Source organism: Paenibacillus baimaensis (assembly GCF_025567575.1).
Window position 1 is genome coordinate 120241 of the sequence record NZ_JAOQIO010000110.1, and the last position, 13741, is coordinate 133981.

The following is a 13741-nucleotide window of genomic DNA, read 5'->3' on the forward strand; positions in this document are numbered from 1 at the left end:
CTTGACTACTGTCTATTCTTATTTTAATATGATCGCTATGGAGTATTAGGGTCTATACGGACATTTAATAGGGGTATTTTTACAAGGAGGTCATGGAGTATGGTTCAGCAAGCCGTTTTTGTCACCCGAGGTGAGCAATTTTTTGACAAAAGCTTTCCTATCTATGTGAATCGGGTCGCGGAATCGTTCCATCTTGGGGTGCATTCGCATGATTTCTATGAAATTTGTTACGTCGGGGAAGGATCGGGTTTTCATTTTATAGGAGGGCAGTGCTTTCCGGTACGTAAAGGGGATGTGACCTTTATTCCAATTGGGGTTTCTCATGTATTCCGTCCCGAATCACCGACCGCCAAAACCAAGCTGATCGTCTATAACTGCCTATTTACCCAGGAAGCCGTAAGTCATATGCAAAACATCCTGCCGTGGGAACCGGGAAGTGGAATGCTGGACAGCATGAACGGAGACAGCTGGCTGCGGCATCGTGAGGAAAGAGATGAATTCGAGCGGATTTTCAGCTTTCTCCATCAAGCTTTCTCCGCCAAAAAGCCCGGCTGGCAGCTCATTGTATATGGAGGGATGCTCCAGCTGAACGGTTTACTGTTCCATACAGCACGACCGATGACCAATCCCGCAAGTTTACCGACCCTAAGTGCCGGAAATGAACCCTTCGATCAAGCTTTGATCATGATGGAACGTGATTTTGCTCATCCTCTGACGGCCTCCATGGTTGCTTCAGCGATTAAGGTCAGTGAACGCCACTTGTCACGGCTGATCAAAGCCCGAACAGGAATGACCTTTGTCGGTCTGCTCCAGCATCTGCGTATTCGCGAGGCTTGTTTTCTTCTCAGGGAAACCACCTTCAAGGTAAGTGATATCGCTTCTCGTGCCGGATATCAGGATATGAAGTTTTTTAATCGTCTGTTTAAAAGCAAAACAGGTGTCACCCCAAGGCAATACCGGGACTCCACCTGTTGAACCGCAATTTATTTATCCCGGGGTTATGCCTAATCCGGCACCCTGTCTAAGACTTTGCCTTGCTCTGCCTATGATACAGCACGCCGAAGCCCAGCAGCAGGACTCCCATGACACCGAAGCCGCCAGCAAGACCAATAACCGTCGTCATCATACCAAACAGCAGCGGATTCGTTAATTGCACGATCCGGTTGGACATGGTGCGGATACTCATCCCCAAGCCCCGTTCGCTTGGCTTCACGGTTTGTGACACCATCATGAGCGCAACGGGTTGATTGACGCTCGTACAAGCTCCCCAAATAAACACATTAGCAGCAAGCAGCCCATACCCGGTATTCAGCAGTAGTGCCAGTAAGCAGCCAGCTCCGCTAAAAATACTGATCATCATAATTCTATGATAGCCAAGTCGATTCTTGAACCTCTTATGACTAGAGTCACAAGATTCTTGGGTAGTCCCTTCTAACGAAGAGAAGTTTACCAAGCTAACCCTGTCGTCCCAACAGTTTGCATAATGGTTGTACGGCCCATTTACACGGTAAGCAGTCTTTTACCTTCGGCAAGAATGTTTAGGCTTGCGTTGACATCTCGGTCGTGATGGGTTCTACAATCAGGACAGTCCCAAACGCGTAAGTTCAGGTCTTTCACATCTTTGTTTTTGTAACCACAGCAAGAACATAGTTGACTACTTGCAAATGTTTGGCCAACGGCTACAACCATACGACCATACCATTTCGCTTTGTACTCTAGCATGGAGCGAAATAGGGACCAAGATACTTCGCTAATGGATTTGGCTAACTTAGGATTCTTGACCATATTCGCTACTTGTAAATCTTCAATCGCAATGATGTCGTGGTTTTTGACAATCTGCGTGGAGGCTTTATCCAAGTAATCTTTACGGGTATTACGGATGGTTTCATGTATCTGAGCAACTTTGATGCGCTGCTTGTTCCCGTTGGATCCGTTCTTCTTCCTTCGTGAAAGTTTACGCTGTGCTCTTGCCAGTTTTTCTTCCAGTCTGTGAAAGAATTTAGGGTTGCCATACACTTCACCACTAGATAGAATGGCAAAATCTTTCAAGCCCACATCGATGCCAACTTCATGGCCTGTTTGGGGCAACTCCTGGATTTCAACCTCTGCAAGTACAGATACAAAATAGGTACCGGATGGATGGCGTCTAACCGTAGCATGGACGATACGACCTTCGACTTCACGACTTTTAGCGAATTTTACAAGTCCAAGTTTAGGCAGCTTGATCTGATTGTCTACCATTTTAATATTTCCATTCGTATAGTTCGTTTGGTAAGACTGTCCCGGATTCTTCTTACTCTTAAACTTAGGCGCATCATTTTGTTTTTTGAAAAAGCGATGGTAAGCATCATTTAAATTCCTTAGAGCATTTTGTAGAGCAAATTTGTCGGGTTCGTTCAACCAGTCTATTTTTTGTTTTAGTTTGGTGAGTTCAGCCGAACATGCACGATAAGATAAGCCTTTTCCTGTCTTTTTGTAGGTGTTACTCCAGAGGGCTAGAAAACGATTAAACACAAATCGAGCGCATCCAATCGTCTTGTTAATGAGGGTTGCCTGTTCTGGCGTGGGGTACATACGGAATTTGTAAGCTTTGTGATGCAAAATGACGAACATAACCTCCTTTCGTTTTGGGGTACCCACCCATTATAGCACATATGTTCGCTTCAAGATATGGCTTGCACCTGTGTTCTACACATGTGTCGGATCGTTAACGTGGCATAAGCCACGCCCTATCCGACGTTTTCTAACTCACGACTGAAGTCACGAGTTTACGAAAACTTTACATCAAAATATAGCGCCATGATCGGCCGCAGCATGTGAACACCCAGCATGTATACAAAAGACGAAGTAAAGATCGACAGTAAACCTACTCCGGCAAGAAGCCTGCCCCTGTCTCTGGACATCTTAGGATTACCCATTACCATCATTCCCCGGTCTACAATCAGATACAAAACGTACAGCCTAACGAATATCCGATCCGCAAAGCCTCCTGTTTATCATACCTTACGATCTAGCGGAGCCGCCTCCATTTCATTCTGCTCCATATGAGCGACAAGCTCCTTTACAAAAAAAGCCGCTGCTTGCGACAAGGCCCCATCCGGTATCGTAACGACCCCGATCGAGCGGGAAGGGATCGGCTCCACAAGCTTGAGCTCGACCAGCGTACCTGCCGCCAAATCATCGCCTACAAATTCCTTGGTTATAAAGGAAATACCCATCCCCTTACGGACAAAATCGATCAGTAAATCAACGCTCCCGAGCTCAATATCCGGTACGACCTCCAACCCATAGGTTTGCAGCAGCGCATGAAAAAATGTACGTGTCCGACTGTGTGCCGACAACATAACAAAAGGCTGCTTGCTCAACTCCTGAAGCGTAATCGGTGCTTGGGCAAGAGCTGCATATTCAGGCCCCGCTATGAAGCAGTCCTGGATCGGTTTCGTCGTTTGCACAAGAAGCCGGTCATCGACCGGCAGATGGGCAATTCCGCAATCGATCTCCCCATCCCGCAGACGCCGTAGGATGGACTCCGTTTTTCCGTGAGATAAGCAGATGCGTATGCTCGGATGCGCCTTGTGAAATTTATCGAGAAAAGGAAAGAGGAAATATTTGCAGAGCGAGTCGCTGGCACCGAGACGAATCGTCCCCGCTATATAGGTTTTCATCTCGCTGATTTTCCGCTCTCCGGCAACCAGCAGCCCATAAGCCTGCTCTACGAATTGAAACAGCACTCTCCCCTCTTCCGTCATTTCAATTCCTTTGGCCTTGCGCAGCAGCAGACGTACGCCTAACTGCTCCTCCAATTGTTTAATTGCGTAGCTGGCACTCGGCTGCGTAATGTAAAGCTGCTGCGCGGCTCCGGTTATGCTGCCTTCCTTCACGGTGTGATAGAACACCTTATAGTAGTCCATCGAGCTCATGACATAGCACCTCTCTATGTGAAGTATAGAAGATAACAATTTTTTGTATGTCTATCTATTCCTTATAATAGAGAAAACATTCAAATTCGTAAACAAGGAGTGACAAGCAGATGTCTGCTAACCAGTCGCCAAATGATGGCAAGAACGATTCTAAACACAGTTTCACCCCCGATCTTCAAGCCCGCTCTCCATGGGCCGCTCTGTCAGATACGAAGGAAGTCGAGATTTATCCTCCCCTTCATGTACCGGATGGCGCCATCGCCATTCCCGGCAGCAAAAGCTGCACGAATCGTGCACTCCTTATAGCTGCATTAGCAGAAGGCACATCCACAATCGGACATATTCTTCGCAGTGATGATTCTTACTGGTGTCTGGATGCTTTGCAAAGGCTGGGCGTGAAGCTTGAGGTCGATGGAAGCACGGTAACCATTGAAGGAACTGGAGGCCAATGGCCAAATCAGAGCGGAAGGCTGTATTTGGGTGCGGCTGGCACAGCAGCCCGTTTCCTGCCAGGAGCTTTGGCGGCAAGTGCAGCGGGCAGTTGGTTGGTTGAAGGCAGCCAACGTCTAAGCGAACGTCCGATTCGGCCATTGATTGAAGCCCTTCAGCAGTTAGGTGCAAGCATCGAATATAAGGCTCTTGATGGGCAACTGCCTATAGAAATTCAGGCACATGGACTTCGTGGGGGCAATGTACATGTATCCGGGTCTGTTTCCAGTCAATTCATAAGCGGATTGCTGCTTGCTAGTCCATATGCGAGGCAAGCCACACGAATCAGAATCACTGACACCATCGTCCAGCACGCATATGTGAGTTTAACGATAAGCCTGATGAAGCAATTTGGTGTTACCGTAACGCACCATGAACGATTGAATGAATACGAAATTTTGCCCCAGGTGTACGCAGCCCAGACGCTGACACTCGAAGCCGATGCATCAACCAGTTGCTACGCGCTGGCCTACGCCGCACTAACCGGTGGTCATGTGAGAATTACCAATCTTCCAGACCAAACGAATCAACCGGATCTCGGTATGCTGGAGGTTTTTGAACAAATGGGCTGCCGTATTCAGAAGAGTGCCATCGGTATTGAGCTATGGGGAGCACAGCAATTAAAGGGTGGTTTTACGATCAGTATGAAGGAAATGTCGGATCAGACGATGACTTTGGCAGCCATGGCTATCTTTGCCGATGCGCCGATTACGATTACGGAGGTTGGTCATATACGAGCACATGAATGCGACCGCATACAGGCCATGTGCGAATCACTTGGCCGTCTCGGGATTCAGGTTGTTGAGCACCCTGACGGAATGACAATCTATCCCGGCAACCCGCAGCCTGCTGTACTGCCAACCTATGACGATCATCGTATGGCGATGTCGCTTACCCTGATCGGCTCTCGCATCGGCGGTATCCGTCTGCTGGACCCCGGCTGTGTATCCAAGACGTATCCACGCTTTTTCGAGGACATGGAGCAGCTTGGGCTGCAAGTGCATAGAAGCTGATGATGTATCTGCAAACAACATGCCAGAAGATGCGTACCTTAGAACACAATATACCAAAAAGGCCAACCGAAGTTTCCGGTTGACCTCATCATACAAAGAGCACCTCTCCGGGTGCTCTGCTTTTCACCCAATTATCCCAATAACACCGCTGCTTGTTGTTCAAGTTTCTTTAAGACTGCTTCCAGCTCAGTAATCTCATCCGAAGTAATATTTAATTGAGGTGCTTTCATCAATCCGGCATCGACACCTCTGAGCTTGAGAGCTTCTTTAAAGTAGGACATGTTGCTTCCACTCTTCAATGCTTCGCAAAATTGGGTAGCCAGCCTTTGCATCTTTCTTGCTTTATCCAAATCATTCTCTTTATAGGCGTTGTAGACGGCTACGAATGGTTCAGGGTATACGCAGGATACACCTGATACAACACCCTCACAGCCCATAGCCAATGCAGGCAAAAACAAGCGGTCAGCACCCGGCACTACCGAGAAATCACCTTGATTAACGGTAAGGTACTCATTCACTCTTAAGAAGTCGGGATAACTGTATTTGATGCCTATCACATTCTTACATTGGTCAGCCACACGCTGAGCCACATCCGGTTTAATATCATTCGCCGCACATTGCGGAATACTGTACAAATATACAGGAAAATGATCCGGTACGCTGGAAGCAACATTGACGAAATACGTTTCCAGCTCTTTATCGTTTGCTCCAAAAAACACAGGTGTAACGACGCCGATCCCGTCCGCACCAATCTCATAAGCATGCTTAGCCAGAGCAATGGTCTCTTCTTCGTTCATTGCACCGACATGAATATAGACAGTTACACGTTGATTTGCCTTTTTGACAACGGCCTGTGCAACTTTTTTCCGTTCCTCTACCGAAAGTCTCAGCATCTCCCCTGTTGTACCGAGCGGGTACAAGCAATGAACGCCCTTGGAAATTAAAAATTCCGTCAGCTCCTTTACTTTATCGATCTGAACATTGCCTTGCTCATCGAACGGAGTTACCATAGCTGTCGTTACACCATATAAATGTTTCATTTGTCCTATCTCCTTAATGATCAGATGATCTTTATCATTGCTAGCGTTGTGTCGATCAAGAGTGCTCAACAAACAGTGGCGGTACTGCCAAATTACCCAACTCATCAAATTCAAATGGTATAGCGTCTCCCATAACGGACAGCGTGGAACAGCCACTCAAAGCCTCGTCGTACGTGTCCGAGATGTAGATATGCTGCAAAAATAATGTATTTTTAATCCAAACGATTTTAACATTTCCCGGAACGATCTTGTTGCACGTTTGAATTGCGATATTCAAGGCATCACGGTCCGCAGGCATCGTAACTGGTATCTTGGCACCTGTCAGAACGGTTGAAGTGATACAATTCGTATAAGTTTTGTTAAAATCAATCTTATCCACCAGCCGTCTTGTCGTAATATCCGCCAACCCAATTCCTGTAGCATTTCCATGAGATTGATAGGTTAAATCGCGGACAAACACTTTTTGAATAGACGGAGCTTCAACAGGATGATGAATCGGTCCGCCAAATCGGCCCGTAATGTTGGGGTCCATTCCGGCTCCGCTGATGTTCTTGCCTATCTCATCGATGATCAGCACATCTATCTTGTCCAAATGAATTCGCGGCATATAGGTTTTAGCTATAGCCAGCAGTTCCGGCTCCTTGGCAGCTATTTCTTCGGAGGTGAGGATTTGGATATCTGCTATTTCGTCATACGCATTCTCAAGGATGGCAACCCCTAATACGATGGGTGTCTTCGCTAACAAAATAGCGCCGGCTTCCGGAATCAACGCTGCAAAAGAGTCAAAGCCCTGGCTGTGAAGAGCTGCTGCTCCTTTATGCTTGCCTAAGCCAATCGCTGCCATTTTGAGCAGCCCGCTTTCCACAGAGCCCTTAAAATCGGTATGGGCTTTAATTCGTCCCACCATGACAACTGCATCCGCTTCAAAGGCATGCCGATCAAAGTACAAGGGGATACCACCGCTCGTCGTCCCTACCTCAACCGTATCCATCGAGCTGACAACAGGCGCTCCAACCTCAGCTTCCGTAATTCCGTATTCCGCCAATATCTCGATTTGGCCTTCGGCAGAGGCTCCACCGTGGCTGCCCATAGCGGGAACGATAAACGGCTTCCCTCCATAATACTTAATCATAGCGATAACAGCAGCTACAACCTGCTGCAAATCAGCAATGCCCCGGCTGCCAACTGCCACTGCGACCTTCATGCCGCTACCAATTTTACGGTGAATATCCTCTAAAGCAAATTGCTGCTGTATAGCTTCCGGTATATGTCCAACCCTTTTACGTGCAAAATGCTGTTCAACCGGAATCATTCGGGGAAGAATTGTGTCCATCAACATCTGCATCCGCCTCGATCTCGTATTAAAGTGTACTGCTGCAAGCTACGTGAGCAGGTTGGCCGGCTGCTTGTCATGGAAAACATCGAGAATCGCTTGGGCCGTCGTCAAGCTAACCAAATGGTACGTTTCATAGGTTTCAGCAGCCGTATGCGGTGTGGTGACGATGTTGCTGATTTGAAATAATGGATTATCCGCTGAAACCGGTTCTTGCTCATACACATCAATGGCGGCTCCGGCAAGCTTTCCTGATTTTAATGCCTCATAAAGTGCGTTCTCGCTAACAACAGCACCTCTTGCAGTATTAACGAAGTAAGAACCATCCTTCATCATCCCGAAGGTTTCATTGTTCATGAAATGATGCGTTTCCTGGAGACTTGGTAAATGCATACTCACTACGTCGGATTCACGTAAAATATGCTCATAAGAAGTCAATGTGACGTTAAGCTCTTGGGCTTTGTCGGCATTTGGATATTTATCGTAAGCTGACAACTGTACTTCAAAGCCTTGCAGCTTCTTGGCAACCATCTGGGCAATGTTTCCAAATCCAAGTAAACCAATTTTTCTGCCTTTAAGCTCCGCTCCGACAAACCGGTCCCACACTCCATTTCTTGCTGACTGCTGCAATGCCGGAATATTTCGCACGGCGCCAAGGATAAGTCCAATGGCTAATTCAGCTACCGCGTTCGCATTCCCGCCCGGTACATTCGTAACCTTGACGCCGTATTGCTTGGCCTTCTCCAGATCGATATTATCAACGCCGACGCCAAATCTTGCGATAACTTTCAGCTTGGGAGCGAGCTGGAACACAGCCTGATCCCATGTATCAACACCAGCGACAACGCCATCGATATCATGCACGATATCCTTTAATTCCTCAAACGTGAAGGGACGGCCCAGCCTATTCTCAATAATTTCACAGCCGTTATCCTCCAATAATTGTTTCGCTTCTGCACACAGCTTGGAATAGTTGGTCGCCGTTACTAATATTTTATTCACTTTTGTCATTATTTAACTCCTCCGACAGTCATTCCGCTGACCATATATTTTGAAGTAAACAAATACATAATGATGACAGGGATAGAAGCGATGATAGAACCTCCCATGAGAGGACCCCAAGCAAATACGTCACCAACAATCATATCAGCCAAGCCTAACGTAATCGTTTTATCCGCACCCTTGGTTACCACCACTAATGCATACAAATACTCGGACCAGCACAACGTGAAGGCAAAAATAAAGGTGGCCGCAATGCCCGGTGCCGATAACGGAAATATAATGCTCATCATCGTACGCAGCCTTGTGCAGCCGTCAATCATAGCCGCCTCTTCGATCTCCACCGGTATGGACTTGAAATAAGAGATAAGCATCCATGTTGCATAAGGAATCGTAATGGTTGGATATATGACCATCAGGCCAAATATAGAATCGTTTAATCCGATCGCAGACACCAGCATATACAAAGGGATGAACAATACAGCTCTCGGCATTAAATATGCGTATAGAATACCTTTGGAAATGATGCCTCTACCTGGGAAGCGAAGCTTGGATATTGCATAAGCAGCCAGCACACTAATCATAATAGAGACTAAGGAAACAATCAGAGACACTACAAGGCTATTCTTAATGTTGACCAGAAAATGCTTCTCGGTAATCAGCTTCACATAAGCGGACCACTCGAAATGCTTGGGCCAAAATGATGGCACCATATTATAAATCTCACCCTGCGATTTAAAAGAAGTGTTCAACATCCAGTAAAGCGGAAACAAGGCAAAGATTAATAAAATAGCCAACGTCATATATACAATAATTTGTTTACTTACATTATTTTTTTCCATAGCAGCATCACCTACTCATTTGATGAAAGCGAACGCTTTGTCACGTAGTTAATCAGCAGGATTAACGGCGGCATCGTAATAATTGCAATAGCAATCGCTTTACCAAGGCTCAAATTCAAAAATCCGGTCGTATAGCTAAGTGTGGATAAAACTTGAGTGCCGTTGGATGGTCCACCACGGGTTAACAGCCAAATAATTTCAAAATCGTTCAGCGTCCATATCGTTGTCATCACAGCCGCCAATATCGTGACTTCTTTAACAGAAGGCAATGTCATATATACAAATCGTTTAATTGCGCCCGCACCGTCCAGCATAGCCGCTTCGTACATCTCCTTGGATATCGTCTGCAAACCGGCTAGGATGGCTATGCCCATGAACGGAATGCCTCTCCACACGTTAACCAGGATGACCGAAAACATTGCCAAGCTTGGAGTCGCCAGCCAGCCTACCTGATGGTCGAGGATTCCGGTTTTCGTCAATATATAATTCAACACGCCTCCAACATCTGAATAAATCCACTGCCATGTAAACACGGAAACGATGGTTGGAATTGTCCACGGAAGAAACAGCAGTACCCTGAAGAGATTACGGCATACAATTTTTTCGTTCAAAACTAAGGCCATCACCATGCCGAACACGGTTTTTCCAATTACTGCCACTATAGTAAACAGAACTGTGTTCCAGGCTACCTTCCAGAACAGCGAATCTTTCATGAGATCGATATAGTTTTTCAGACCGATAAAGGTGGCAGGAGTACCCACCGCTTTATTGGTAAAGCTTAAATAGACAGCCCAGCCGAACGGCAGTACCATAACGGCGAGCAAATAAAGGAGCACAGGACTCAACAGTACGTATGCAAGCTTGCTATCTTCGTTTGTTTTCATGCTTCATCCCGCCTAACCCGCCGGACCTGCGGAATGACGGCTTTCGTCACTCCGCTGCCAAGCTTGGTAATTATTTTTTGTTATAAACTTCCTCAATCTTCGTGTGCAAATCCTTGACCGCGGTTTCAGGAGTATAGCTTGCTTCCAGCAGCAGACGTTGGAACGCATCGTTAACTAGTCTCAGGTTGAAGATTTCTCCCGCCTTCGGATTGTATTCACCTGGATATCCTAGGAAATTAAAGCCTTTGACCGATTCAACGAAAGCTTTATTTTTCTCATCCTGCCATATAGGCTCGCTCATCAGCTTCGTGTAAACCGGACCCGATAATGGTGCTCCTTTTTCTACCCAAGTTTTGTACCAGTCGTTGGCCAGCATATACTCCATAAATTTTTTGGCCAATTCTTTATTCTTGGAATCCTTAAAAATTCCGAGGTTGTTGCTGATTCCGGGAATAAAGACCCCTTTAGGCCCTGCAGGATAAGGAGCAATCCCGGTGTTTTCGTACATCTCCGGATTGTCTTTTTTCAACGTGCTGAGCACACTTCCTGTGTTGAAAATCATCGCAGCCTGTCCACTCAAGTAGGCTTTGTTGTTGCCGCTGTCATCCCAGCCGATTGCGCTTGGCGGCGTGCTCTTGTCAGTCAGGAAAATATCCCGGATGTATTTGGTCGCTTCAACCGTTTCCGGTGAATTCACAATCACGGTTTTGCCATCCTTCGTATCGACGGAGCCGCCGTATGACCAAATGATCCCGCGAGTCAAAAACTCTGCATCCGAATTTCCTTTTCCATAGCCGATCCCTGCACCATATAGCCCTTTGCTTGGATCCGTGAGCGCCTTAGCCATTTTTCTAAATTCATCCCATGTTTTCGGAGGCCCGTCGAATCCTGCCTTTTTCAACAGATCCTTACGATAGTACAGTACTTGCGATTCGGTCCAATACGGTACGGCGTACTGCTTTCCTTGAAAGCTGATTGCCTTTTTCAAGCTCTCCTGAATTTCACCGTTGGTGCCTTCTATTTTTTTGACTACATCCGTTATATCCTCAAGAACGTTTTTACCGTAAAACTGGCCAACCTCCTGATAACCGAAGAACGATACATCGGGCACAGTTGAGGTTTCGATAGCTGCTGACCATTTGGGATAAAAATCTTCATATGCGATGATCTCGACGTTGACATTCACATTATTTTCAACACCGAATTGCTTGGCCCGCTCCTGAATCATTTTGTTCTGGTCATCGAACAGCTGCTTTTTCATCCAGAAGGTTAAGGTTTGCGACGGCTTGGAGCTTGTATTTGTTTTGGCTTCACCTGTCGGCTTCTCTGTACTACAGCCCGCGGCAACAGACGCGATTAAAGCGACAGCCACAGTTTTGGACACCCATTGTTTCATGTGAATAGACCTCCCATAGTCGTAAAATCTGTGCATGTTTTCTTGGATAGCAAGATTTACTGAGCATCCCCTGCTCACAGCATCCTTGCTTCTGTATTTATTGTATTGCATCTAAGATAACGTTAAAATGCTAACTATTTAACATCGATAGTACTAAATTAGCAGACTCTATTCTCCCTCTTCGAGTCTCAAACGAAATTCCTGAGGGGTTACAAAATAGTATTTTTTGAAAACTTTAATAAAATAATTCGGATTCTGATAACCCAGCTTTAATCCGATTTCATAGTTTTTCAGCGCACCGTTGGCAAGCAGAGAAGCCGCCAGCTCCATTTTCAAACGCAGCACATAATCGCTTAAATTCTCGCCCGTCTCCAGCTTATACACTCTGGACACATGCACAGGATGCATATACATATGATCGGCAATCGCCTGCAGGGAAACATCTTCGACCAGATGCTTCTGGACAAAATGCTGTATTTTACGAACTGCACCTTCACGATCATTCCTCGTCTCATTCTCCATCCCTTGCTGCAGCTGCCGGAACGAATTAAAGATCCACTGCTCCAAGGTGGCTATCGAACGGCAAGCAGGCAAGCCCGAGACCTCGGACAAGCCCGGACCAATCATATCCGCAAGCTCACGTCCATTCTTATGTGCAAACGAGCTGAAGGACGCATAGACCGAGAAAAACACCTCAATAAGATGCTCCTGCGAATCGGCCCATTTGATGCTTAACTCATTTAGAATGCTGACCAGCTTCTCGTGAGTCACTTCCCAATTCCCGGATTCCAATAAATGAATGATATGCGGCGGCTCATACAGCTTTTGTAGGGATTGAACGCCAAGCTGCTCGATTTCATCAGCTACATAAACTAACAGCTCACTTTGATTTCCGATACGTCTGCGAAGTGAAAGCAAGCTATCCTGGTACAGCTTCTGCACATCGCCAGGGAAGCTCCCCCATTTGTTAAGCAGAACGGAAACAGTCCCTTTCAAATAACGATTCACGTTCAACTGCAGCTGGGAGCCCATAAGGTCAAGCTGTTCTTCAAGAATAGCCATCCCCTTATCCGGAGTTCCGTCAAGCTCAGCCTGCTTATCTGGTGAAACGGTAGCCAGAAATACCATATATCCATGGACGTCTTTACTTGACCACAGCTGAAAAAATTCCCCGGATAATTCTTCGGCCATGTTAACAATGGCGTATTCCATTAAGGATAAGCTATAGAAGTCAAAATCGAGCATCGGACCCTCCAGTCGAACGAGCATAAAAGCAAACTGCTCATCCGTTTTAATAGACATTTTTAGAGAGTCAAGCTTCTCCATCAAACGCTGGGAGGCATACTTCCTTCCTTGAAGCAATTCATTTAATAATTCTCCTCTTAGCTTAGGAAGATTTTCCTCAAAGGCCCTTACTACTTGCTGATAGGACTGATTCTCTTCCCTTTCCTTGTGCAGCAAATCTACAGCTTCCTTCACCTTGGTCATGACATCTTCATCACTTATCGGCTTCAGCAAATATTCATACGTGTTATGCTGAATCGCTTGCTGGGCATACGTAAATTCCGCATGTCCGGACAACAGGATACACTTGATTCTTTTCCAGCTGCGCCGCACCTGCTCCAGTAGCTCCAAGCCATTCATTCCGGGCATTCGAATATCCGTGATCATAATATCGATCGAATTCGTCTTCAATATATCAAGAGCCTCGAAGCCCGAATAAGCTTTAAATACCGCTGTGACGCCTATTTGCTCCCATGGCAATGTATCGCCAAGACTATCGACGACAAAGGCCTCATCATCTACGATCAGTAATTTAAACAAC

The 13741-nt window shown here is 46.4% G+C and carries 13 protein-coding genes; 2 read left to right on the forward strand and 11 right to left on the reverse strand.

From position 1 onward, the window contains the following. Window positions 1-99: 99 nt before the first annotated feature. Window positions 100-975 carry an AraC family transcriptional regulator gene (locus OB236_RS32465; RefSeq protein WP_262687725.1) on the forward strand — a complete coding sequence of 292 codons (876 nt, stop codon included), beginning with the start codon at window positions 100-102 and terminating at the stop codon, window positions 973-975. Between the two features lie 46 nt (window positions 976-1021). On the opposite strand, the gene OB236_RS32470 is transcribed toward OB236_RS32465, so the two are convergent. From OB236_RS32470 to OB236_RS32485, 4 genes are all read right to left on the reverse strand, one after another. After that, the gene (locus tag OB236_RS32470) at window positions 1022-1453 is read right to left on the reverse strand and encodes an MFS transporter (protein WP_262687726.1); all 432 of its coding nucleotides are present in this window, start codon (window positions 1451-1453) and stop codon (window positions 1022-1024) included. Between the two features lie 47 nt (window positions 1454-1500). After that, window positions 1501-2604, reverse strand: coding sequence for an IS200/IS605 family element RNA-guided endonuclease TnpB (gene tnpB / locus OB236_RS32475; protein ID WP_262687803.1), 1104 nt, complete (start codon window positions 2602-2604; stop codon window positions 1501-1503). 164 nt (window positions 2605-2768) lie between these two features. Further along, window positions 2769-2918: a hypothetical protein gene (locus tag OB236_RS32480; protein WP_262687727.1), complete on the reverse strand. Its 150-nt coding sequence runs from the start codon at window positions 2916-2918 to the stop codon at window positions 2769-2771. Between the two features lie 78 nt (window positions 2919-2996). Next, on the reverse strand, window positions 2997-3920 hold the full coding sequence (locus tag OB236_RS32485) for a LysR family transcriptional regulator (protein WP_262687728.1): 924 nt from the start codon (window positions 3918-3920) through the stop codon (window positions 2997-2999). 110 nt (window positions 3921-4030) lie between these two features. Here OB236_RS32485 and aroA point away from each other — a divergent pair, with 110 nt between their 5' ends. Continuing rightward, window positions 4031-5422 carry a 3-phosphoshikimate 1-carboxyvinyltransferase gene (gene aroA, locus OB236_RS32490; protein ID WP_262687729.1) on the forward strand — a complete coding sequence of 464 codons (1392 nt, stop codon included), beginning with the start codon at window positions 4031-4033 and terminating at the stop codon, window positions 5420-5422. Between the two features lie 131 nt (window positions 5423-5553). Here the strand turns inward: aroA and OB236_RS32495 are convergent, their stop codons facing one another. The 7 genes from OB236_RS32495 to OB236_RS32525 all read right to left on the reverse strand — a co-directional run bounded on the left by OB236_RS32495 (window position 5554) and on the right by OB236_RS32525 (window position 13740). Beyond that, window positions 5554-6462 (reverse strand): dihydrodipicolinate synthase family protein, encoded by a 909-nt coding sequence (locus OB236_RS32495; protein WP_262687731.1) that lies wholly within the window; start codon window positions 6460-6462, stop codon window positions 5554-5556. Window positions 6463-6517: 55 nt separating this feature from the next. Then, window positions 6518-7801, reverse strand: a complete 1284-nt coding sequence (locus tag OB236_RS32500; protein WP_262687732.1) for a nickel pincer cofactor-dependent isomerase, group 22 — start codon at window positions 7799-7801, stop codon at window positions 6518-6520. A gap of 42 nt (window positions 7802-7843) precedes the next feature. Next, window positions 7844-8806, reverse strand: a complete 963-nt coding sequence (locus tag OB236_RS32505) for a phosphoglycerate dehydrogenase (RefSeq protein WP_262687733.1) — start codon at window positions 8804-8806, stop codon at window positions 7844-7846. After that, entirely contained in the window at window positions 8806-9636 is an 831-nt protein-coding gene (locus OB236_RS32510) for a carbohydrate ABC transporter permease (RefSeq protein ID WP_262687734.1), read from the reverse strand. Before OB236_RS32510 ends, OB236_RS32505 begins: the two co-directional genes overlap by 1 nt. Window positions 9637-9647: 11 nt before the next feature. Next, a complete protein-coding gene (locus OB236_RS32515) occupies window positions 9648-10520 on the reverse strand; it encodes a carbohydrate ABC transporter permease (protein WP_240420402.1) in 873 nt (290 codons plus the stop codon). 70 nt (window positions 10521-10590) lie between these two features. After that, the gene (locus tag OB236_RS32520; RefSeq protein WP_083689699.1) at window positions 10591-11916 is read right to left on the reverse strand and encodes an ABC transporter substrate-binding protein; all 1326 of its coding nucleotides are present in this window, start codon (window positions 11914-11916) and stop codon (window positions 10591-10593) included. Window positions 11917-12084: 168 nt separating this feature from the next. Further along, complete coding sequence (locus OB236_RS32525; RefSeq protein ID WP_262687735.1) at window positions 12085-13740, reverse strand: response regulator; 1656 nt, start codon at window positions 13738-13740, stop codon at window positions 12085-12087. Between the last annotated feature and the right edge of the window lies 1 nt (window position 13741).